Source organism: Moorena sp. (genome assembly GCF_982860115.1).
Map to the genome: position 1 here is coordinate 50,887 of NZ_CEYLVT010000002.1, position 23,006 is coordinate 73,892.

Genomic DNA, 23,006 nt, shown 5'->3' on the forward strand with positions numbered 1-23,006 from the left:
GCTGAAAACTGCTCTTAGATCTTCAGTTGGATCTCTATTGTGGCATCCCACACCAAGTCAGCAAAGACTTTACGGGAGGTTAAAAGCACAAGGAATAGCTAGGGTTAGCTTGAAGCCGACACTTACCCGTTCGGGTAAGCTTGACATTATATCACCAATTCATTGCAGGCACCGATAAGAATAGCTTATCTCCGGATAAAACCTCCAAATATAACATAATCCTTTACATACAAAAAGTATTCTTAACATTATGTTACATTAAAAGTAACACTATGTCATGTTGGCGCAGCTGCCAGCTATGGATACCCCAAATGGATACTAATGAGCTTCTAGAGCGTTATTCAGCAGGTGAGAGGGATTTTCGTGGAGTAGATCTCCAGCAAATCAACTTGAGTGAAGTCAATCTGACTGGAGTAATTTTCAGACGAGTCAACCTAGCTGATGCCAACCTGAGTCTCGCGGTTTTACAGGAAGTCAACCTTAATCAGGCAAATCTGACTGGAGCGAAACTGTGGCGAACTAATTTGAAAAAAACCTCTCTGGTGCAGGCTAACTTGAGTCAGGCATTTATGATTCGGGCGAATCTGACTAGAGTAAATCTGCGCCAAGCTATTCTAACCCGAGCCGATTTAAGATTAACCGTTCTTCAGGATACCGATTTGCGAGGAGCTAATTTAACCAGGGCAGACCTACGCTACGCTGACTTAAGAGGGGCTAACTTGACTGGTGCTTGTCTGCACCAGGCAGACTTGACTAGGGCAAATCTGTGTGATGCTGACCTTTCTCAAGCAAACTTGAGTGGAGCAATTTTGAGTCAGGTAGACTTGAGACGAGTTACTCTGTGTGATGTAGATTTGGGTCAGGCTGAGCTTTCTGGGGCAACGGTACCAGATCAACTCAGTAGTGAATATTCAAAATTCCAAAAGCTAACAGCTAACAACTAATAAATAATCCCTTGATCAAAAGGGTTGGTTTGATCAAAAGGGTTGGTTTGATCAAAAGAGTTTGTTGAGGTAAAACTATCCCCCTCATGGGTGGAGTGGGACTAATTAGGGAGGGATTTCTAGGTGAATAATCCGAATTCGTTACTGGGGGATTTACTGCAAGAGCTACCACATCTGCGCTGTCAAATGTACTTCAAATCTTCCTTGACAGCTCTTTCTCATGCCATGGAAGACCTCGTGCTAGCAGTGGATGACTCTCCCTTGGTGATTGCCAATTTCCAGCATGAGAAGTTTTATCGTCAGGAAGTCCACCGCTATCAGCGAATTGCCCAACGTACAAACCAAGTTTATGTGCTGGCGGCACCAGAATCCGAGTCTGGCTTTGCTGTGGTTGAAGACTCCTTAGAAACTATCTTCTTAGACCCAAATGATGGTCTTGCCCAAGAGTGGCACCTGGTGATTTTGGCGCAGAAGTATACAGCTTGCCTAATTTGTCGAGAACAACTGACACCAGCAATTTCGATCGATCAGGCGCGCAGGTTTGAGGGATTTTGGTCCTTTGACCCCCGGGTTACTATTCATGCTGCTCGACTGTTACTGGGACGGATTGCTAGTTATCGACCAGAACTAGCCCCAAAAGTTGAGCAGGTATGGCAGCACTATGGTTTGACCACAGAGCTCCCAGAGCAAACATTGTTGCTGACGAGTGCAGGGATTGATATTAGTATTTTTGCTCAGCGGCTGGTAACTTATCTGCAAGCTAGTCAATATAAGCTCCTGAAAGCTTATCGAGTCCTGACCACCAAAGAACGCAAGGAGCGTCTGATTAATGCCATCACCGCCACCATCCGTCGCTCCCTCAATCCCCAAGATGTTCTAGCAGCGACAGTAAAGGAGTTAGGAAACACCTTTAAGTCTTGCCGTTGCCTGCTTTATCGCTGTAGTCCTAGTGACCAGCAAGCAAAAATTGAGTATGAATCCGTTGCTTCTGGTTTACCGTCCCTAACTGGACAAATGTGGTCGTTAGCAGATAATCCTCTGATTCAAGTCGCTCTAGCTCAGGAACGAGCTATTGCCATTGCTGATGTCACTGAGTCTCCCAACTTACACAATAATCGAGCTTTCAGGACAACTATTCAGCGTTGGCAGATTCGATCTTGGTTACTGGTACCAATACACTATCAAGGAACACTGCTGGGGATGCTCGAACTTCACCATGGCGGTTCGGAACCCTATCGATGGCTCGAAGACGACATTAATTTACTAGAAGCGATCGCAACTCAAGCTGGGGTAGCCTTGAATCAAGCCCAAGCTTATACTGACTTAAGTGAACTCCATAACCAACTAGAAGCCCTAGAACGAACCCGCAATAATCTGATTGCTATCGTTGGTCATGAATTACGAACTCCCTTATCAACTATTCGAGTGTGCCTAGAAAGTTTAGAGAGTGAACCAGAAATGCCAACGGAGTTTCGGCAAATTATGCTTGATACGGCGTTAACCGATGCCGAGCGCATGCGTAAACTGATTCAAGATTTCCTCACTCTCTCTAAGTTAGAAAGTGGTCAGATCTGTCGTTACCCGGAATCCATCCAGATTATCGAAGTCCTAGACTTGGCTCTTTCTGCTCTGAGATCGATTTGGTCACCAGAGACTCTACCAGAAATCAACGTTGAACTACCCTTTGTCTTACCAACAGTCCAAGCAGATGGTGAAGGGTTGGTAGAAGTCTTAACCAAACTCCTAGACAATGCCTGTAAGTTTACTGAGCCAGGGGGTAAAATCACTATCCAAGCCCAAATCAATGAAACTCAAGCTGAGTCGATGGGATTTGTAACAAAGAATCGCCGCCGTAATCCCATGCTAGAATTAATTGTAGCTGATACAGGTAGGGGCATTGAACCCAGTCAGCTAGACGCAATATTTGAGAGTTTTTATCAAGAGGAAGATTCACTCCGACGCACCGTTGGTGGCACAGGTCTTGGTCTAGCTATCTGTCGTCAGATTATTAAAGGTATGGGTGGAAAAATTTGGGCTAAGTCTGAGGGTAAAAATCAAGGTAGTCAATTCCACTTTACCATTCCATTGGAATCATCTCAAACCTTGTTGAGTATTGAGTCTTGACTGTTAACTGTTGAGCTTTACCCTTTAACATTAACCCTTCAGCCTTTAACATTAAACACTTAACATTAAACACTTAACATTAAACATTTAAATTTAAACTTTCAACCTTAAACTCTTGATCCTAATTTCTCGAACAACCGAGTAACTTTTTTTAAATCTTTATCACCTGGTGTTCGCTCTACACCACTGGATAAATCAATCCCACTGGGTTGCAGCAGCGTTAGGGCATCTAAGACATTATCTGGTGTCAAGCCACCAGCTAGTAACCAAGGGATACTGGGACGAAATTCTTGTAGCCTTTGCCAGTCCAAGGTTTTACCAGTACCGCCCAACATTTTTCGATGGTAAGCATCTAGTAATAGTGTATCTACACAACTTAAATAACTATTTGCCTGATTTAAACATTCTGGAGTTCTTATCCTTAAGGCTTTAATAATTTCAATTTCTGGTAAAACTTGGCGCAGCTCTTGGCAAAATTCTGGAGATTCATTACTATGCAGCTGAACGGCATTAATCCCTGAGAGGGCGACAATTTCAGTAATTTCTTCCGTAGAGGTATTAGCAAACACACCAATGCGGTCAACTGATACAGACAAGTGGTTGACCATCCCTCGAATTTGGTGGGGTGTAACGTAACGAGGAGAGCCTGCTACACAAATAAAGCCTAATGCTGTTGCTCCCAATTTTGCGATCGCATCTCCTTGCTCCGGTTTCGTAATGCCACAAATTTTTACACGCATTGTTACTCGTTACTTGTTACTTGTTACTTTTTACTCGTTACTTGTTACTTGTTACTCGTTAATTTCGATTTTCGCTATTCTCTCCATATTTCCCGCTCAAAGCGCAGCATTTCCAGAGAGCAATCTCCATAAAGTGCTTCAATGTGCTCCCAACAGCAGTCAATGGCAAAATCATTTAAATCTGCTGGCTCCACCCCATACATATCCTGAAATACCTCAGGTTCCACCCGACAGAAACGAGGTCGATGGGCATAAATACGACATTCACGGGTGGTGTGATCGAAATTTATACACCATCCCCCCTCACCTACCATACTTAAATATAGCGCTAGCTCTTCTGGGAGAAGATATTCCTCTAATCCTGGACGCTCAGCTGGGTCAAGATGACAGCAAGCCCCACATTGCTTTACACAACTCCAAGTTGCCATAACTTTGAAAAAAGAGCTAAAAGCTTAAAGTATATCTAGCTTAGCGAGTTTTCACCCGTGATCGGTGTAGTCAGGCTTGCCATTGAGTTTTGTATATTTTTGTAAACTTACTTAAAAAAAGCAGATCATTACCCAGTAAAATCTAAGCGATGGATTGTGATTAGTCACCATCGGCTTTGTTGGGTTAATTCTGGAGAACACATGTATTTAGCTTTTTTAGATTTTATAGGTAACATCGATTGGGTATTGATTGCTCAGCTGAGTATGCTGGCAGCTGTTGTGATTGCTGGTCCAGTTGTCATTTTCGCCCTATATGCTCTTAGAGGCGATCTTTAATCGAGGGTTGGAGGTGACGGGGTTGAAGGTTGAAGGTTGAAGGTTGTTCGCGTAGCGTGGCCTTTTGGCCAAGGTTCACTAGAAAACCTGCAACCTGTAACTGGTTAACTTTCAACTCGCCAGCAACCTATGACTTGTTAACTTTCAACTCGTCAGCAACCTATAACTTTTCAACTTTCAACTCGTTAGCTGAGTCCCAACGCACGAGTTGCTGCTTTGATCAAGGGGTAGTAAGGAGGTTTAGTGACATTAACTTCTTTAGCATCTTCCCGTTTAGTACCCAAAAGTCCAATGCGTTGTCCTTTCTGAATCGCTAGGACTTTCCCTTCTGGGTTTCTAATTCTTAGTTCGTTTAAAGATTCCCAAAGGCTACAGGTGTAGCGGCGTTGATTGTAATAAAATTCCGCTTTCTTTGTGGTTGAGGTAGTAGTAACTTTACTAGTAACTACGGGACTAGTCACTACGGGTAGACGAATACCGACTAACTCTAACTCAATGGTCGTGTTGCCCTCCCAATTATGCTCTCGCAACTTGTAGGCAATATCTACTCGTTTAGGTAAAGGGAAGTATTCCCCCCAACGCCAAGCAATAGCTTGAATCGTGACTGGTTGATTGTCCTGATTCAAGGTAAGCTTAATGTGTCCTTTACCAACAACTCGTTGCTCAAGGATTTGGACATTAGCACTCCAAAAGACAGGATCCCGATTGCCAATCCCACAGGGGTGAAGCAGATCTAATTGCTGGTAGAGGTTAGAAGTAATTTGAGGCAACTCTAGGCTAGCGTCGATGGCAACTAGAGGTTTGAGGTGTTCAGGTTTTAAACATTGATGGGCAAAACGGCTAAGGGATTGTTCAAAGTCACTTAAGTTCTCAGCAGGTAGGGAAAATCCACCAGCTGCTTTGTGTCCTCCATATTTACCCAGTAAGTCTTTACAGAACTCTAAGGCTTCAAAAATATTGAATTCAGTTATGCCTCGTGCTGAACCGCGAATGTGTTGTTGGTCGTTGTCTTCATACGTTCCAATAAAGACTGGGACACCATAGCGCTCTACTAATCTGGAGGCAACAATGCCAATGACTCCATGATGCCAATTCGGTTGGACAATCACTAATACCCGCTTCTGTTCCCAATCTAGTCCAGTATCCTCAATAAATGCGATCGCATCTTGTTCAATATCAGCACACAATTGCTGACGCCGTTGGTTCACTTCTTCACACTGCATTGCCCTCTCAAGTGCTACTTCCGGTGCAGTAGTCGTCAGCAGTTCAATTACAATTTGGGGATCCGATAAGCGACCAATAGCGTTAATTCTTGGTCCTAGTCTAAATCCAATATCCTCCGGCTTAAGGGATTTTTGGTCATCTTTAACCCCAGTTATCTCGATTAATGCCTGAACTCCTGCTAATTGAGATTGAGGCAATAACCCTAAGCCTCGCTTTAACCAACGTCGGTTGATCCCGGTTAAAGGGGCTAAATCCGCAATAGTTCCCAGAGTAAATAGTTCTAACAGCTGTTGGGTCAAGCCTTTGATTTGACCCAGTTCTTGTGCTAGACAGATAGCTAAAATGTAAGCTATCCCTACACCAGCTAAACTTCGGTAGGGTGACTCTTCCGGCAGTTGCTTAGGATTGAGAATGGCATCAGCGTCTGGAAGTTCTGGAGGTAGGTCATGGTGGTCAGTCACAATAACCGTTATTCCAAGTTCTACAGCTCTAGCAATAGGTTCGTGGGCCGCAATACCATTATCAACCGTTAAAATCACACCCACCCCTTCCTCCGCAAATTCTTCCACAATCCGTGTATTGATGCCATAACCCTCTGTCATCCTGCTGGGTATGGCGTAATCTACATCAGCCCCCAACCAGCGCAATGCTCTGAGTAACAAAGCCGTGCTGGTCATGCCATCAGCATCGTAGTCTCCACAGATAGCGATTTTTTCTTGATTTGCGATCGCTTCAGTGAGCATTTCGACACTAATTGCCAAATCGGGAAATTCATCAATCGGTGAAGGCATCACCTGAGATAGGGGATTTAGGAAAACCTCCGCTTGTTCAGAGGTTTCAATACCCCGATTTATCAGGAGTTGAGCGATTAGGGGGGAAATGCCTCTAGCTTGAGCGAGTTGGTTAGCTTGTTCAGTTTTGAGGGGGGCAATTTCCCAACGCTGATTAGGCAATTGGGCATGGGGTTTGGATGGGGTGGGTGAGAGGTGGTTGTGCACAGGTGTCGTGATCGAACAACAATAGCCCATACTACCACCCATACTATCAGTTATTGGATTTGACCGAGATAATTACAATAGGTTATAATCTTAACATTTTGTAATATTCAGCTCCCTGGGTTTGTCAAGCCAGAGATAACCTATCGATAGAGATATCTTTAACAGCTATCTGCAAACCCGTTTAATCCTGATTAATTGTCAATTTAAAATTGTTAATTAATCAGGATAAATTGTCTAGTTTCTAGTACTTAAAAGTAGTCAATAGGACAGGCTCTCAACCCTATTTTCCCTTAAACAGTTTTCATTAAAACTCCAGACTAACATCAGGAAAGTAAGTCAATTTCAAGGCACGTTTAACAAAATCAGAAGGAACTTTGGCAACTATGGATTACCGCCATATTCAGTTTTGCGATCGCAAATCTAAAATCGACTATTACCAGCTACAAAAATTGTTTAACCTAGGTGCTTTTTGGGCAAAAGACCGAAAAATCGAGGATTGGCAAGTTGCGATCGCTAAGAGTGATCCTGTCATCAGTGTCTGGGATAACCAGAAGCTGATTGGATTAGCCAGAGCGACCTCTGATGGAATTTATCGGGCAACCATTTGGGATGTCGTTATCCACCCAGACTATCGAGGGGCTGGGCTAGGGCGTAAGCTAGTGGAAACAGTACTCTCTCATCCTCAGATGAGCCGAGTAGAGAGAGTTTATCTGATGACCACCCATCAACAAAGTTTTTACGAACGCATTGGTTTTGAGCTGAACTCCAGTACCACAATGGTATTGTACAATCAGCCTCTAGCTACTCCAGTCCCTAGTAAGGCTCTACAATCTCAGGAATCCCCTGGGGTATAGAAACATGAAACCGGGTAAGATTCTCAGCAGAGGCATCATTGTCAGCTTCTTCACTGGGGACCGCTAATACTTCTATACGCCCCTGCATCACTTCCAAGAGTGTTTGAATCATCAACAAGGTCAGTCCAGATGAAGTGGATACCGTTTCACTGGGCTGTTTTGATTGATCTAGAGGTAATTGCAATAAATCAACAGCTTCAGCCCAACAGCTGATCGCACAGGGCATATCAATCCAGATGGAAACTGTTTCAGATTTAGAGGAGAGTGCAGTCCAAACTTTAATTTGACCACTGTTGATCTGAGTAATTCCAGTATCCACCATCATTACTAATGCTTGTCGAAAACGCCGTGGATCGACTAAAACGTGAATTTGGGGGTCAGGTGGAACTATTTCCAGCTGCAGATTGCGATTGGCAGCTTGCAAATGGGTCAGACGATAGAGGTCTTCAAACAGCTGCTTCAAAGAGACTGAGCAAATCTCCAAAACGTTAGTACCGTGTTCAGTTTTAGCTACAGCAGTCACCTCATCAAGCAGTTTAACCATAGTATGGGCAGAGGCGTTAGCCTGCTGCACAAATTCTCTCTCTTCTTCTGGAGACTCACACAGATCCGACAAAATCAACTGATGTAAACCAATCAACCGACTCAGAGGCGATCGCAACTCGTGGGAAGTTCGTGCCAAAAATCCGGCTTTAAACTGGCTCATTTCCATTGCCATTTGGTAAGCCAATTGATTTTGCTTGAATTCCTGTTTCAGACGCTGGATGTCTTCAGCATCAGTATCAGTTTGATGGCATCCAGAGGTATTTGAGTCTGTGCTTTCATGGAGGTGCGACCCAAGGCCGCGAGCAATCCCTCGCGGCCTTGGAAAGCGCACCTTTAAAAATTTCCTGAAGCGACTCCCCATAACTCCTAACCCAATGCCTACTAGCAAATAGATCAGATCCGTCTCACCCATGCTTATTAAGTCTTGCCACACTAAAAACGTCAGTCAACAGGTGCCCACCAAAGAGGTGCGACCCAAGGCCGCGAGCAATCCCTCGCGGCCTTGGAAAGCGCACCAAAGCGCGAATTTAATTCGCAACGGAAAGCGCACCTAACAAAATTGAAGGATAAAGAATGAAGGTTGAAGCTTATACTGCTGGAAATCGACAAGGATAGAGTTGGGTACACAACCAGGCTAAAAAAAATACCTGTTGCCAAGTAACCAATCGATAGAAGGTTTTCAGGATTCCTTCACAATTCAGAATTCCTTCACAATTCAAACTTCATACTTCACAATTCAAACTTCATACTTTTTTGTCAGATCTTTTTAAGGATAGCTAGTTTTTTTCAAAGGTGAGTAGAACTATTAAAACCCTGAATCGTCTAATTGAATCCCTCCAGCACGCAAAATTTCCCAGCCACTGCTTGTCCATTTAGCAACAGTAGACGGGACGCCAATCTTGTCTGGTTTGATTGCTTCTAACTCAGCTGGCTGGAGCGTCAATACCTCGGGAAACTGCACCTCAACCGCTGCCATTGTTTGTAAAGGTGGCTCGCCTGAGTAATTAGCACTGGTAGTTGCCAACGGACCAGTCTTGGACAAAATTGCGATCGCTACCTTAGAAGCTGGCACACGCACCCCAATCGTAGTCGGGTCAGAAGGATTCATAACGCTAGGTACTTTATCTGAAGCGGGTAACACCAATGTTAATGCTCCTGGCCAATACTTCTGAGCCATCTGTTCCCAAATCGACCTCTGTGCGGAAGTACCTTGAACATATGGCCAAAGAGACTTAGGGGATGCCCCCATCAAAATCAAAGGTTTGTCTTGAGGACGGCGCTTTGCCTCAAACACCAACTCTGACTTGTGCGGTAGCACTGCTAGTGCTGGGACTGTATCTGTTGGAAAACTTACCAGCTTACCTGAGAGAGCCCCAGAAATCAGGGTAGCCATAGAAACTTGGGTCATTGCTCACCAGCACACTAAAAAGTAGAAGCGATAACGTCAAAGGTAAACGTTGGCTGAAATTATCCAAAGCTTTTTACCTATTGGCATCGATGCATACCTTGTTTATACTTCATACTTTCTATAAGCTAGAGCAAAGCGGTCAATACCTGCTAAATCAGGAAATATCTGAATCTGAGAGTAACTGCCCTGGTTTTGCAGTAGTTGAACAACCTTGTCCGCTTGTCCTGCCATCATTTCAATTAACCAAACACCACCGGGGCACAGATAATCCCCAGATATTTCAATCAGCTGTCGGATACAGTCTAGACCATCCCTGCCGCCGTCGAGGGCAATATGGGGTTCATGGTAGTAGATTTCTGGTTGTAGCTGTTTGAGGGAGTTACTAGGTATATAAGGTGGGTTTGCCACTATACCACTGAACTGACCTTTTAAGGCTTCTAGAGGTGAATACCAAGAACCATGGTAGAACTTTATTTTTTCTGCCATGCCCAACTGTTGAGCATTAAGTTGAGCAATCGCAAGGGCTTCTTCAGTGCAATCAACGGCATGAATTGTCCCATGGGGAAATACCTCTGCCAGTCCACAAGCGATCGCTCCACTACCAGTCCCCAAATCCGCCCAGTGTCCTGATGATAAGTCAGGTTTAGAGCTCATAGCTACAGCATTGACCGCCAGATCAATCAGGGATTCAGTTTCTGGACGGGGAATCAGGACAGCTGGGGAAACTCTCAATGAGAAATTACGCCAAGGAGTGACCCCAGCTAGGTATTGAACTGGGCATCGCTGATGGATACGCCTTTGCCACAGTTGGGTAAGTACAGGTAGAGGTTGGGAAAGTTGAATAGTTGAGTTTTCAGTGGCTTGCCCTAACAAGGAACACTGTTGCCATGACTCCAAGCGTAGCACTAATGGGTCAAGCTCAGCTACCTCCTTTAGCAACCAGTCCACTTCAGCTGTAGGTACACCTGCCTCGGCGGCAGACTTGCAGGCATCTTGACGCCACTGCCAGAGTTCTTTTCCCGAGACCACCGACCCCTGACCCATAATCATTGATTTGGACGTTGGAGTTGATTTTGGGACAGACCTTGCAAAAATTTCAGGGATTCCTGGGATGGCACTAGTACGATTTTCTCTAGCTGCTGATCATTGCTCTCCTGTAAGGTTTGAATAACCCCCTCTAGAGGCACTACCTCTATCTTAACCTGGGAGTTAGGGTCTTGCTGCTTATAGCGGTTGACTATATTCTGTAATTGCTCTTTGTTAAAAAAGAACGGAATTGAAGAGACCCCATTTTGTTGAATAGTTAGGTATCCACTGTTGCTAGCTTCTTTGGCAACAAACAGCGGTACCCCCTGAAATGGCTTTTTTTCTTGACCATTTTGGTTCCAGATCGCTTGTGCCTGCTTTACCTGTTGTTGGTTTGGTATGTAGGCAAAATTTAAACCATTGGCAACAGTGCGATTCTTTTGATTTTGCTCATGAACTTCCCCCAAAGATACAGGCACTACTTTTACCTTGTTACCTAGTTCAGGATTCTCCTGCTTTAAACGCTGTACAAAAGCATTAGCATCTTCTTGGCTAATAAACACACCTGCCACTGAGGTAGTCTTCTTTTGATCTTGCTGATCTGGAATTGAGGCTACTAGTGGCGAACCTTGATTATCAGTAACTGCAAATACAGGTACAGGTCTCAACTTTTCTCTTACCTGCTCTTCGGTCAGAGCCAGTGCCGCTAAATTTTCCGCACTCACTGAGCCTAGTAAGGCACTCGCTACTAAACTTAATGTTGTGCCCCAACGGAACAATGATTTCATAGAAATTACCTCGAATTTTAACGAAGAAGAGCCTGTTACAACTAGAATACCCTGCTCACTGAGAGATCTGAACGCACCTCACTAACCTCTAGTAGAGGCAGAGATTCAAATCAAACTTGATCGATCATAGCTTGACCTGGCTTGTTAACTTAGCTGAGCAGTGGTGTTTAATCCCCCTGTAGCTAACTCTTATCAAGTTTGACTGTATCAAGTTTGACTGTACCTGACTGTATCAAGTTCCACTGAGTTTAGCCTGGTGTCTTGACTGATTTACTGATGGACTGATTTACTTATGAATTAATTTAAAATCGGGATGACAGGATTTGAACCTGCGACATCCTGCTCCCAAAGCAGGCGCGCTACCAAGCTGCGCTACATCCCGGATGCTACCTCTAAGTAGTATAACCAGTATAACTCACTTTTGGCGCTTTGTGTGTACTCCAGATTAATCTGGATACCAGAACATGCCTTTTATACCTTCTGGGTCAGGCATAAATCCCATTTTACGGTAAAAACTTACCACTTGAGGATCGGCAAATAAGGTGATATTGCTAATATCCTGGCTGCGCAATTTTTTGATCATATATCTCATCAAAGCTTTGCCCAGTCCCTTGGTTTGGAAATCTGGATGAACTACTACATCCCAGATTGTCGCATTGAAAGCATGATCAGAAGTGGCACGGGCAAAGCCAATTAAGCGCCTCGTGTTACCTCGCTGGTACCACATAGAAGTAACCAAAAAGCTATGCTGAATGGCTTTCCTAACTTTGCGCAGAGGACGGCGAGACCAACCAACAGCATCACAAAGTTCTTCCAATTCGTACAGGTCAATTTCTCGTGTTGTACTGAAAAATACCCGTGAGGTACCGTCGGTGCGATATTTTACACCTTCTACGGTATCTCCTTCAGGTCGTGTTTGAGGCAAAGCAGTGTCAGAACTGCTAAAGAAGCTTTTCCAAAAACCCATGCAGGTGTGACAGTGGCGTTATCATAATTTGGACTGGTAATGGTCTTCTTTCCCTGACGGCTCAGACGTTCTGGGTCTCGGTCAACCAGAGCCAGACTTAAATGTTTGTTTCAAAAAACAGAAAGTGATATTTGATCTATTGGTTTTATTCCACCAGGAAAACTATCATACCCGACCTACCTTGATCTGAAACTAATTCTTTGTGCAAACGATAATACCACAATTAAGCCTCCTATATAAATTCTTATCCTAGCATTCCCATCGGTCGCGCTCATTGAAGTCCCTTGGGTAAGATGCTCACGTCAGAGGGGGCACAGCTGTTTGCTGCCCTTGGGCGAATCTAAATCAACAACCGATGCAGTGGCGTGACGTGGGTTTCCACGGGGCAAACAGCGGTGCGTTCACGTAGTGTCTCCAAAGGAGAATGGCGGTGTTCCCCACACAGCCCCTCCCCACTCGCGCTTTGCATCCACAGGTGCCCTTGACCCGTGGCGAATTTAATTCTTAATGGTAAGAGCGCACCTAACAAGGAAAGTCGGCAAGCTACCGAAGGTGGGGAAGTTGGGGAAGATTAGTTAGACTAGGCTAATCAGCAGAATTGGTGAGAAATGAATCAGATCCGCGCTTGTTGTTGCCTAGGGGGACTGACAGAGTTTTGAGCAAGACAAAAGCCTCAAACCCAGACCAAACCCTTGGAAATACACCAAATAGCCAAAAAGGGCTCAAACCCAGATATATCAATAAATCAAGCAAATCAAGGTGCGCTTTCCAATGGGCGCGAGCAATCCCTCGCGCCCATTGGAAAGCGCACCTCAATGTTAAACTCTATCTATATATACATTTAAGGCTCTTTTCTCAGTATTTTTGTAAGTCCCCCTACAAGCTTACCGGGTTGTGTTAACTCAAAAAGCTTAGGTGCCCTTGACCCATTAAGAATTAAATTCGCACCTTTCGGCAAAGCCGACGCGGGGCGCGAACGGGCGCGCACCTTTTGATAAACAAGAATAGCCACCTACCCCTATCAATGACTGTGGGTTGGAAATCATCCCAACAAGAAACCCTGAAACGCTTCAACCGAGCGTTTCCTAAGTTCTATGAGCAGTTTGTTAGTAGTGAGATCCAACTCCACAACCTCAGACTTGCTTACCGACTCTATAAAACCCAACATGCTGTAATTGAGATCAAACCGGAAGGCTCAAAAAGTGTCCTGCACTTTGCTTACCGGAATGAGTCTTTTCTGCTCAGTGACATTTTTGGCGTTCTGACTGCCTATGGACTGACTATCCACAGTCTTAGTCTTTATGGTCAAATTAGTCCACCAATGCTGGTGTTTATGAAACTAGTGGTGTCTCGTAACCGGAAAGCGCTGACCCACAAAACCTCAGAAAATGTCTGCCGTGCCCTGAGAGAGGCTTTGGCAGGGCGCTTTGAGGTGGAACAAATGCTGGCAGTGGAATTTAATCTCGATGCTGGCTTGAAGCAGGTAGAAACAGAATTTTATGTAGACCCAGTGTTTCATCTACCAGCGCTGTTAATTGAGGCAAATAACCAACCTGGATTATTTTACAAAGTTATGTATGCCATCTGGCAAGAGGATTTACTGGTGGTCAATGCCAACTTGCTGGTCTGGCGGGGACGAACCAGGCTGATTCTTTACCTACTAGGCCCTAACGGAAACTTGATTCCCGATTATTTAGGTCAAAAAATTGCTGAAAGTATTCGGCGGCGATTACTAGGTCAAGTGTTTTAGTCATCAAAAGGTGACAAGCACAGGTGCGACCCGTTGTGATTAAAATCACTGACTAATTTCCTATCCGGTTAATTCTTCGATAAGATCAAGGTATGGCAAGCATTAACATCCTAGGAGTCTCCCATACTTACGAATTAACACCTCCTACCCAATCATCCTGCCCTGTGCTGGTTTTCATCCACGGCTGGCTGTTAAGCCGTAGCTATTGGCAACCTCTAATTTATACGTTGTCACAGCAGTATCAGTGTCTGATCTATGACCTGCGAGGATTCGGTGAATCCCAGTCCCAAATTCATAACACTCAAAGCCCAACATCAAACCGGGACTCGGAATCACCATTTCCTGAGACTGCTACTTCATCCACTGACCGCTATAGCTTAGCTGCCTATGCTCAGGACTTGGGCATCTTGTTAGAAAAACTGGGAATCGAACAGGCGTGGGTTATTGGCCATTCCCTAGGGGGTAGCATTGCTCTGTGGGGTGCCTATTTGCTGCCTCAGAGGATTGAAGGGGTAATCTGTCTTAATGCTGGTGGTGGAATTTATCTTAAAGAAGAATTTGAGCGCTTTCGCCTGGCTGGTGAGCAGTTGGTAAAACGCCGTCCCCGTTGGTTGTGTTATGTCCCTTTACTCGATTTACTGTTTACCCGGGCTCAGGTAGCGCATCCTATTTCCCGGAAATGGGGACGTCAACGGGTTATTGATTTTGTTACTGCTAACGCCGAAGCTGCACTGAGGACGTTACTAGATTCTACCACAGAAGCCGAGGTCCATCGCTTACCTCAGGTTGTTTCTCGACTCAAACAACCTGTTTATTTCATTGCTGGTACTCAGGATAAGGTAATGGAACCGAAATATGTGCGTCATCTGGCTAGTTTTCACAGTCTCTTTCAATCCTGTGGGGAAAATGTGATTGAAATTGCTGAATGTGGACATATGGCGATGGTGGAGAAACCAGAGACTATTGAGGATCAAATTCGTAAAATTTTGGCTAATTATAGTTAATTACAATGGGCAATACTCTGGCCATCTACCGGACATTTGCTTAATGTATAACCTAGATAATTCTCCATTGGTTATTAATGGAATAATTGAGTGAACTGGGTAATCGGTAATGAGTAATCGGTAACTGACCACTGATAACTGACCAGACTATACTTGAGATCATGAATTAACCAATCAAAAACAGTAGCTAGCATTTATCAAGGTATTTGTAAAGGGCTTTGGAAAGTATGTTGCGATCGCTCTCTTATCCTGGTGTTGGTAGCTGGTAAACATTTGTTGACCGCTGTTGCATTAGTCTTGGTAGAGTTAGCGTCTTTTTTTGTGTTAAACCTGAGCCATACAGAGCGCCCTAATTACTTTAACAGTCGGAGCAGAATGCGTAGATAATGTGGCAACAAGACCCCCGAAATAATCAAATTCTGTTTCTCTCGATCTTTCTAGTCTTGGGCATCAGCACTCGGGACTGGACACTAAGACCAGACTTGATTCTAGTCGTAATCATAAGCTGCCTACTAACTCAGTGGTTAGCAGCATTTCTTTGGTCAAATCCCAAACACACATCCGCAATCAAAAACCCTGGGTACCTTGGCCTCTCTTTCCTTGGCCTTCCTTCGGGGTTTAATCCCAAACTCGATTGTAAAACTACCCTTGAATCTACCCTTGAATGGTGCAAAATTCAAACCTTAGAAACAAGTCTTAATCTGCTGAGAAAACAACCAAATTGTCCCCAGGATAATGATGCTACTTTGGCCAGTTCTCCCAAACCGCCTTCCCTAAAAAGTGCTATGATTACAGCCTTAAGCTTGAGTCTGCTGCTGCGAGCTGATAACTATAGCACTATGGTTTTAGCTGGCTCCCTAGGAATTCTGAGTAAATTTATTTTCCGAGTAGAGGGCAAGCATTTTTTTAATCCAGCCAATTTTGGCATTATTGCTGTTCTTATCCTAACCAACGATGCTTGGGTTTCTCCGGGACAGTGGGGGGATGATGGTTGGTATGCTCTATTATTTGCGGGCACTGGCAGTATGGTGTTAAAACGGGTAGGACGATGGGATACAACGGCAGCGTTTTTGGGTGCTTATGCCGTTTTAGAAGGGATTAGAAATCTCTGGCTTGGCTGGAGTTGGGATGTATTTTGCCATCGTTTGATGAGTGGGTCTTTGTTACTGTTTGCCCTATTTATGCTAACCGACCCTCGCTCAATCCCCAATGCACCGATTAGTCGATTGCTCTGGGCGGTGTGTATTGCGTTACTCACTTTTATATTGCGCAATCAATTCTTCATGCCTACTGCTATTTTCTGGGCGTTGTTTGCCCTATCCCCTTTGAGCGTAATTTTGGATTTTATCTGGTCATCTACGAGATTTTCCTGGGATGATAGTGACTCTTAGGTGCGCTCTTACCATTAAGAATTAAATTCGCCACGGGTCGCACCTGTTGAATGACGTTAAGTAACTTAAGTTAAAGACAAAAAAATAAATAGAAATGAAAATTATTCGGGTTATAAGTACTATTTTTATAACGGTTTTCGTGAGTTTGTGCTTGGCTCAAAAAGCCTGGGGTTTTTGTGGGTTTTATGTTGCCAAAGCTGATACTAAACTATATAACCAGACGTCTCAAGTGGTAATTGCTCGGGATGGCGATCGCACTGTTTTAACCATGGCAAATGACTATCAAGGAGATGTTAAAGACTTTGCCATGGTTGTCCCAGTTCCTGTAGTGCTTCAGCGAGAACAGGTGAATGTAGGTGACCCTAAGATTATTGAACGCCTCGATCAGTTTAGTGCACCTCGACTAGTGGAATATTTTGACCCAGACCCCTGTGCCGATAACCGAAGGTATCTCGAAAGTCCGCCACTACCGCGAAGTGGTCCTAGAAGTGGCACAAGGGCAGCGGATGCTTATGATCGTAGTTTAGGTGTCACGGTAGAGGAGCGCTTCTCAGTTGGAGAATATAACATTCTTATCCTCAGTGCTAAGGACTCTAGAGGTTTAGAAACCTGGCTCAGACGCAACGGTTATAAAATTCCACGGGGAGCAAATCGGCTATTGCGACCCTACATCCGCCAGAATATGAAATTTTTCGTTGCCAAAGTCAATCTGGAGGAATTTGACAAAACTGCCTACCAACGGTTGCGACCCCTCCAGATGGCTTACGAGTCTCCCCGATTTATGCTGCCCATTCGCTTAGGGATGATGAATGCTACGGGTGAGCAAGACCTGATTGTCTATGTCTTATCACCCCGAGGTCAGACTGAAATTACAAACTACCGCACGGTGAAGATTCCTTCTAATACTGAAATTCCAGTATTCGTCAAAACAGAGTTTGGTGATTTCTACACTGCTATGTTCCAAACTGCTTACGAGAGTGAAGGTAAAAAAGTAGCTTTTCTTGAATATGCTTGGGATATGGCTAGTTGTGACCCATGTTCAGCTAACCCCCTCAATCGGGAAGAACTCCGGAAATCAGGTGTCTTTTGGCTAAACTCAGGAAGACCCAATAATGTTTATATCAGTCGCCTCCATGTTCGCTATACCCGTGATACGTTCCCAGAAGATTTGATGTTCCAGGAAACGTCAAACCGTGAATTGTTTCAGGGACGATATATCCTTCGTCATCCCTTTACTGGGAAAATGAGCTGTAGCGCAGGAGTTGACTATCAACAATCCTTAAATCGACGATTGAAACAGGAAGCTCAAACTTTAGCTGAATTGACTGGATGGGATATTGATGAAATCCGCAATAAAATCGATTTTCCTGATGTTAAGCCTACTCCTTGGTGGAGAAATCTTTGGTAAACCATGGAAATGGTTACTTGTTATAGGGTTTCCTAGTTAGCTTGAGCTAAAGTAACAGCCATGAGCAAACCCTACCGTAAGTGATCTTAGCGAGGGTTCTTTTAGTCTCAACAGTTACAGATTTTTTTGTAAACTACCATAGTGAATACCATCCTCAAGCATGTCATCAGGGGTGAATAGATTGCGGTTATCAACAAATCGAATGTTCTTGTTTTTATAACTTTCTCCCCTCAGCTGGCTAGATTAGCACTCACAAAGTTTTAGCTTACATTAACGACCCCCATCACGGATGAATCAATCCATCTGTTCGCTGATATTCCCCAACTAAAATACAGGGGCTTTAGCCATCACACTTGTAAAGCAATCTATATCTTAACAAAGATATGTAACACAATCATCATAAATTTGGTGGTTACTTAACATTTATCAATGATAACCTAAAAGTTATCTTAATTATTCGATTTTAGGGATAGTTATTGTGAGATACTTAGTAGTTGATATCAGCCTGTGGGGAGACTCATCCTCCGGCAATTTCGGTAATTTTTTTGAGTAGTCTATGAGCTTAAGGAGCTTTTGAATGTCTTCAAAGCAATTTACTAAATCCCAGGAAGCTCTTCAGGAAAATAACGATGGCAAAATTTTTACTACTAACTTAGGGTTTACTGCACTCTGCTTCTTAATTGCTTTAGCTGGATTTGGCTATATTCTTACCACATTACCCGGAATCGCAGAATCCCCGACAGACCCTTCTAGAACTTGTATAGTCCATGGTTGGAAACTGGGATTAATTATCACCCACGTTCTGGTTTTTGCCATCATCCCTCTGGCGATGAGAATTTTTTACAACAGTTTAAAAAACTTAGGACTGCCATCGAGAAGTATTTTTGCATCCCAACTGGGTCTAGCTTTTGTGATGGTGGCGATCGCTTCAGAAATTGGTTGGCACGTCACCCAATGCTGGTATTATCAAAACGATTTTACGATGTTGAATTTCATGTTTTATTTTTTCTTGATTTCAGCATTTGCGCTGTGGGCCGATGGTTTAGTGCAGAAGACTACTATAATCACCAATTTAATTAACATTGTGTTTGCCATCAGTCTATTAGTTGTTTCAATTTTGTACCCTTTAGGTTATCAAGCCGATAACGATAATTTTAAGATTCCTATTTATATTGCACTTACTCTAGTTTTGGGTGTGTTGACCTATCGAGGGTATAAAGTACTCCAAGATTGGAAAATTATTCTTTTCCCAATTTTTTCAGTTGGAGTCAATTTAACGTTTGTGTTTCTTCTAGATAAGTTTGGAGGGAATCCCTATACTGACCCACAAGTTACTTTTAATGCTTTATTTCATATCCTTCACGATTTAGTAGGAACCGAAGCTGGATTAGTCATTTTTACCTGGCTTGTTTATAGTAAAGGTATTGCTCAAAAAAACGACAAAGCTACCTTAGTGACAGAAAAAAAATAGTAAATACTAATTTTGATATATACCAGTTTTAAATTTCCCAGGGTAATCCTAGCTATTTAGTATTACTCATTTTTTTTTTAAATTATCATTATAAACAGAGTAGTGACAGTGGCAGGGTGAAGAAGTGAGGAGTTAGGAATGTCGGTTATTAATTATTGTAACTAATAAGCTAGTAAGTGTTCGCGTAGCGGAGGCTATGCCGAAGCGCTCTCTAGCAAATAGCTATCTCGAGGAGATCCGCTTACGGGTTTTCTTCAAAGTCTTCGATGCATAGTCTTAGTCATTTGTCAAAAAAAATAAATTTAGATGGCTTTGCCCTGGGGGCTAAAGCCCTGCGTCTCCTTTTAACCAGGGACAAATGTCAAGGAATCTAAACACCCCTATCTGGGCATGCTGAGAGTTTCTTGCCCAATCAAATTCTGAATATGCTACAAAGATGGTTACCTAAGCTAGGTCAACCTTAATCGAGAGGATAGTTTTAAACCGGTGGGAAATTTCAGTCAGCTCTTAGAACCAATCGCTAACCAATTTAGGATTTTAGGGCTTCCTGAGCCAGTGGTGCATTGGGGACACCCATTGATGATGGGAATTGTGGTATTGGTTATGGGTAGCTTTGTGGGAATAGCAGGATGGCGTGGCCGAGTAGTATCTGATCCTGAAATAGCTCTACAGAGTCGCAGTGATCATCGAAAAATAGCACCCTGGATGTTCATTTTTATCGCAGGTGGCTACACTGGTGGGGTTTTGTCTCTGGTAATGCAGTATCAGCCAATTCTAGAAAGCCCCCACTTTTGGACAGGATCAATCGTACTGATTTTGCTGGCTGCTAATGGGGTGATTGCCTTGACTGGCTTTGGCGGGAACAAAGCATTGGTGCGTACCGTTCATGCCTACTTAGGAAGTACGGCACTTTGCCTGCTATTGCTTCATGTTGTTTTGGGCTTAAAGCTAGGTTTATCGATCTGATGAAGCCTGCCAGTGGTACAGTAGTAAGTCTTGCTTATATTCTCGGCTTAGTTTCTACAGGGATTCTCAACTTACCGACTGGTGAGATTCCCTGGCAAGAGTACAGAGCTTTGGTAACAGGATTGGTTGTCACAGGGATAGTGGCTGCGATCGCATTCCCTAGGTTCTGGCGCACAGGACCAAAACCAAGATTATGGGTAGCAGCAGGACTAATCTCTGCCTTAGCGGTGGTCTATTTTCAATTCCGGGTACCACAACCAGAACTAAATGACATTAGCGAATATGTCCCCTCAACCAATAGCATTGCTCCAGAGCAACTGTTTAAAGTTGAAGGCAAAGTGGAGAGTATGCCTCGCCTGACCCGAACTCAGCGTACACAACTTTGGTTACAAACTACTCAGTTAACTGAAATTGAAAGTCGCGAAGATGGGGGAGCGGTCAGTCAAGGCGTGACCGGCAAGTTGTATGTGACTGTGCCATTACTTCAAGGAACTGGTTTATACCCAGGTCAGATAATTAGCGTAACTGGGGTTTTATATAAACCCAAGCCAGTGACTAATCCGGGAGCCTTTGATTTTGGAGCCTATCTTGCCCGTCAAGGGGCTTTTGCTGGTTTGAGTGGGCGTCAAATAAACTTTGATGAGGAAACTATTGACAAACCCTGGGGATGGTGGAGACTGCGACAACGTATTATCCGTTCCCAGGTTCGCTTATTAGGCTCTCCCACAGGTCCGTTAGTCAGTTCCATGGTTTTGGGGCGTCGTGCTGTTGATTTGCCCTACGATATCCGCGATCAATTTATTCAGGCTGGGTTAGCCTATACCTTAGCAGCATCTGGATTCCATGTCTCTTTGCTGTTGGGTTTTGTCTTAGCCCTTACCAGGAGTTTAAGCAAAGGAAAGCAGTTCAGTATTAGCTTGAGTGTACTTTTAATATACGTGGCATTAACTGGACTGCAGCCATCGGTAATGCGGGCGGCTCTGATGGGAGTGGGTGCCCTAATTGCGTTAGTGACTGCACGGAAAGTGAAGCCTTTAGGGTCACTCTTGTTAGCAGCAACACTTTTACTCCTATTTAATCCTTTGTGGATCTGGGATTTGGGATTTCAGCTGAGTTTTCTGGCCACCCTTGGATTACTAATCACTGCACCAGAGATTATCAAACGTTTGGATTGGTTGCCACCTGCGATCGCATCCCTAATTGCTGTGCCAATTGCAGCAGCAGTTTGGACTCTGCCCCTGCAACTGTATGTTTTTCAAGTTGTTGCCACCTACTCTATACCAGTTAGTGTTATTGCTACACCCCTAATTTCTATTATCACTTTGGGTGGAATTGTCAGCGCCTTGGCAGGACTAATTTGGCCAACAGCAGGAAGTAGCCTGGCTTGGTTACTGTATTATCCAACCCATGGACTGATGGGACTAGTGCAATTTTTCAATCAGTTGCCAAGCAGTTCTGTAGCGGTGGGCAAAATTTCCCTAGGGCAACTGTTATTTCTCTACGGGCTAATTGGTATAGCTTGCTTGATTAAATGGTTACATCCTCGTTGGTGGGTGATTAGTATAGTTGCTGTCACTGTGGTGGTGTTGCCCCAATGGCAACAAGCGTCAAAATTGTTTCAAGTTACAGTGCTAGCTACAGGAAATAACCAAATTTTAGTGATTCAAGACCAGGGACAAGTAACCTTGTTAAATAGTGGCAACCCTGATACAGTCAGGTTTACAGTGCTGCCTTTTCTTCAAAAGCAAGGTATCAATGATATTAATTGGGCAGTTGCTCTCGACAAGCAGCCCCAACTCAGAAGTGGTTGGGTTCAGGTTCTAGGTAGTTTACCGATCGAGACATTCTACGATAACACTGATTTACAACGACCATTGTCTCAGGCTCAAAATTGGAACAATATTGTCACCCGTAACTCTATCGCTAGTGCAGTAGCCTCTAGGGAGGGTAACTACCAACCAATTCCAGTGGGGGAAATACTCTCTGTTGGCTCTACTTCAATAGAATTAGTCAACACTGAACCACCAGTGTTGCTGATGCGCATCCTTGACCAAAATTGGTTACTCTTAGGAGATATCAAACCAGGCTTCCAAAAACAGTTAGCCAAAACCATCCGTTTCCCTGAGCTACAAGTACTTTGGTGGTCGGGAAAAAGTCTGAGGCCAGAATTCCTGGATGCCCTGCAACCGAAAATTGCGATCGCATCATCCAATGTCGTGGATGCCTACACCGCGAAGCTAATGCGCAATGCTAAGATGACCCTCTATTGGACAGGCCGTGATGGTGCTATCCAGTGGACACCGGATGGTGGTTTTAAGACTACTGTTGAAGATATTGAGATAGACATTGATGTTCCTTGATAGTGATTCCATCATTGATCACCCAAGAATGGCTGAATTTTCAAGAGCAGGCTTGACAAATTCCAGGGTTTTGTGTTCAAATTTCAGATGAAGTCTGGGGTGCGGTTTGACTAAATCATGGAGGGGTGTCCGAGTGGTTTAAGGTGGCAGACTCGAAATCTGTTATGGTGTCAAAGCCATCGGGGGTTCGAATCCCCCCCTCTCCGTACAAGGATTTAACTCAATTTTTGGTAAATCTTACTCATAAATGTGCTAAATACTGGTAGTAGGTAA

At 44.0% G+C, this 23,006-nt stretch carries 19 protein-coding genes and 2 tRNA genes; 12 read left to right on the plus strand and 9 right to left on the minus strand.

Features of this window, described 5'->3' with window-relative positions:
• The first annotated feature begins 311 nt into the window (after window positions 1–311).
• Both AC4II3_RS00740 and AC4II3_RS00745 read left to right on the plus strand, forming a co-directional pair.
• A complete protein-coding gene (locus tag AC4II3_RS00740; RefSeq protein WP_488010341.1) occupies window positions 312–944 on the plus strand; it encodes a pentapeptide repeat-containing protein in 633 nt (210 codons plus the stop codon).
• Window positions 945–1,067: 123 nt separating this feature from the next.
• Complete coding sequence (locus AC4II3_RS00745) at window positions 1,068–3,068, plus strand: DICT sensory domain-containing protein (protein WP_488010342.1); 2,001 nt, start codon at window positions 1,068–1,070, stop codon at window positions 3,066–3,068.
• Window positions 3,069–3,175: 107 nt separating this feature from the next.
• Here the strand turns inward: AC4II3_RS00745 and AC4II3_RS00750 are convergent, their stop codons facing one another.
• Window positions 3,176–3,808 carry a phosphoribosylanthranilate isomerase gene (locus AC4II3_RS00750; protein WP_488010343.1) on the minus strand — a complete coding sequence of 211 codons (633 nt, stop codon included), beginning with the start codon at window positions 3,806–3,808 and terminating at the stop codon, window positions 3,176–3,178.
• A 74-nt stretch (window positions 3,809–3,882) separates the two neighbouring features.
• Window positions 3,883–4,236 carry a YkgJ family cysteine cluster protein gene (locus AC4II3_RS00755; RefSeq protein ID WP_488010344.1) on the minus strand — a complete coding sequence of 118 codons (354 nt, stop codon included), beginning with the start codon at window positions 4,234–4,236 and terminating at the stop codon, window positions 3,883–3,885.
• Window positions 4,237–4,437: 201 nt separating this feature from the next.
• Between AC4II3_RS00755 and psb30 the strand changes: the two genes are divergently transcribed.
• Entirely contained in the window at window positions 4,438–4,572 is a 135-nt protein-coding gene (psb30, locus tag AC4II3_RS00760; protein ID WP_070396607.1) for a photosystem II reaction center protein Ycf12/Psb30, read from the plus strand.
• Window positions 4,573–4,757: 185 nt separating this feature from the next.
• Here the strand turns inward: psb30 and recJ are convergent, their stop codons facing one another.
• Window positions 4,758–6,836, minus strand: coding sequence for a single-stranded-DNA-specific exonuclease RecJ (gene recJ, locus AC4II3_RS00765; protein WP_488010345.1), 2,079 nt, complete (start codon window positions 6,834–6,836; stop codon window positions 4,758–4,760).
• A 341-nt stretch (window positions 6,837–7,177) separates the two neighbouring features.
• On the opposite strand from recJ, the gene AC4II3_RS00770 reads away from it, so the two are divergent.
• Window positions 7,178–7,648 carry a GNAT family N-acetyltransferase gene (locus AC4II3_RS00770; protein WP_488010346.1) on the plus strand — a complete coding sequence of 157 codons (471 nt, stop codon included), beginning with the start codon at window positions 7,178–7,180 and terminating at the stop codon, window positions 7,646–7,648.
• Here the strand turns inward: AC4II3_RS00770 and AC4II3_RS00775 are convergent.
• The 6 genes from AC4II3_RS00775 to AC4II3_RS00800 form a co-directional block, all read right to left on the minus strand.
• Window positions 7,608–8,606 carry a sensor histidine kinase gene (locus AC4II3_RS00775; RefSeq protein ID WP_488010347.1) on the minus strand — a complete coding sequence of 333 codons (999 nt, stop codon included), beginning with the start codon at window positions 8,604–8,606 and terminating at the stop codon, window positions 7,608–7,610. The genes AC4II3_RS00770 and AC4II3_RS00775 overlap by 41 nt on opposite strands.
• A gap of 393 nt (window positions 8,607–8,999) precedes the next feature.
• Entirely contained in the window at window positions 9,000–9,602 is a 603-nt protein-coding gene (locus tag AC4II3_RS00780) for an L-threonylcarbamoyladenylate synthase (protein WP_488010348.1), read from the minus strand.
• A gap of 102 nt (window positions 9,603–9,704) precedes the next feature.
• Window positions 9,705–10,652, minus strand: a complete 948-nt coding sequence (gene prmC, locus AC4II3_RS00785) for a peptide chain release factor N(5)-glutamine methyltransferase (RefSeq protein WP_488010349.1) — start codon at window positions 10,650–10,652, stop codon at window positions 9,705–9,707.
• Window positions 10,649–11,416: a Tic22 family protein gene (locus AC4II3_RS00790; protein WP_488010350.1), complete on the minus strand. Its 768-nt coding sequence runs from the start codon at window positions 11,414–11,416 to the stop codon at window positions 10,649–10,651. The genes prmC and AC4II3_RS00790 overlap by 4 nt, the downstream gene beginning before the upstream one ends.
• A 308-nt stretch (window positions 11,417–11,724) precedes the next feature.
• Window positions 11,725–11,798: transfer RNA gene (locus tag AC4II3_RS00795), tRNA-Pro, on the minus strand.
• A gap of 63 nt (window positions 11,799–11,861) precedes the next feature.
• Window positions 11,862–12,383 (minus strand): GNAT family N-acetyltransferase, encoded by a 522-nt coding sequence (locus tag AC4II3_RS00800; RefSeq protein ID WP_070392308.1) that lies wholly within the window; start codon window positions 12,381–12,383, stop codon window positions 11,862–11,864.
• Window positions 12,384–13,407: 1,024 nt separating this feature from the next.
• Between AC4II3_RS00800 and AC4II3_RS00805 the strand changes: the two genes are divergently transcribed.
• The 8 genes from AC4II3_RS00805 (at window position 13,408) to AC4II3_RS00840 (ending at window position 22,939) form a co-directional block, all read left to right on the plus strand.
• On the plus strand, window positions 13,408–14,133 hold the full coding sequence (locus tag AC4II3_RS00805) for a hypothetical protein (RefSeq protein ID WP_488014589.1): 726 nt from the start codon (window positions 13,408–13,410) through the stop codon (window positions 14,131–14,133).
• Between the two features lie 92 nt (window positions 14,134–14,225).
• Window positions 14,226–15,137 (plus strand): alpha/beta fold hydrolase, encoded by a 912-nt coding sequence (locus AC4II3_RS00810; RefSeq protein ID WP_488014591.1) that lies wholly within the window; start codon window positions 14,226–14,228, stop codon window positions 15,135–15,137.
• 386 nt (window positions 15,138–15,523) lie between these two features.
• Window positions 15,524–16,528, plus strand: coding sequence for an RnfABCDGE type electron transport complex subunit D (locus tag AC4II3_RS00815; RefSeq protein WP_488014593.1), 1,005 nt, complete (start codon window positions 15,524–15,526; stop codon window positions 16,526–16,528).
• 94 nt (window positions 16,529–16,622) lie between these two features.
• Window positions 16,623–17,936, plus strand: a complete 1,314-nt coding sequence (locus AC4II3_RS00820) for a DUF2330 domain-containing protein (protein ID WP_488014595.1) — start codon at window positions 16,623–16,625, stop codon at window positions 17,934–17,936.
• A 577-nt stretch (window positions 17,937–18,513) separates the two neighbouring features.
• Window positions 18,514–19,407, plus strand: a complete 894-nt coding sequence (locus AC4II3_RS00825) for a hypothetical protein (protein ID WP_488014597.1) — start codon at window positions 18,514–18,516, stop codon at window positions 19,405–19,407.
• 486 nt (window positions 19,408–19,893) lie between these two features.
• Window positions 19,894–20,373 (plus strand): DUF4079 domain-containing protein, encoded by a 480-nt coding sequence (locus AC4II3_RS00830; protein WP_488014599.1) that lies wholly within the window; start codon window positions 19,894–19,896, stop codon window positions 20,371–20,373.
• Window positions 20,373–22,733: a ComEC/Rec2 family competence protein gene (locus AC4II3_RS00835; RefSeq protein WP_488014601.1), complete on the plus strand. Its 2,361-nt coding sequence runs from the start codon at window positions 20,373–20,375 to the stop codon at window positions 22,731–22,733. Before AC4II3_RS00830 ends, AC4II3_RS00835 begins: the two co-directional genes overlap by 1 nt.
• A 119-nt stretch (window positions 22,734–22,852) precedes the next feature.
• Window positions 22,853–22,939: transfer RNA gene (locus tag AC4II3_RS00840), tRNA-Ser, on the plus strand.
• Window positions 22,940–23,006 lie beyond the last annotated feature (67 nt).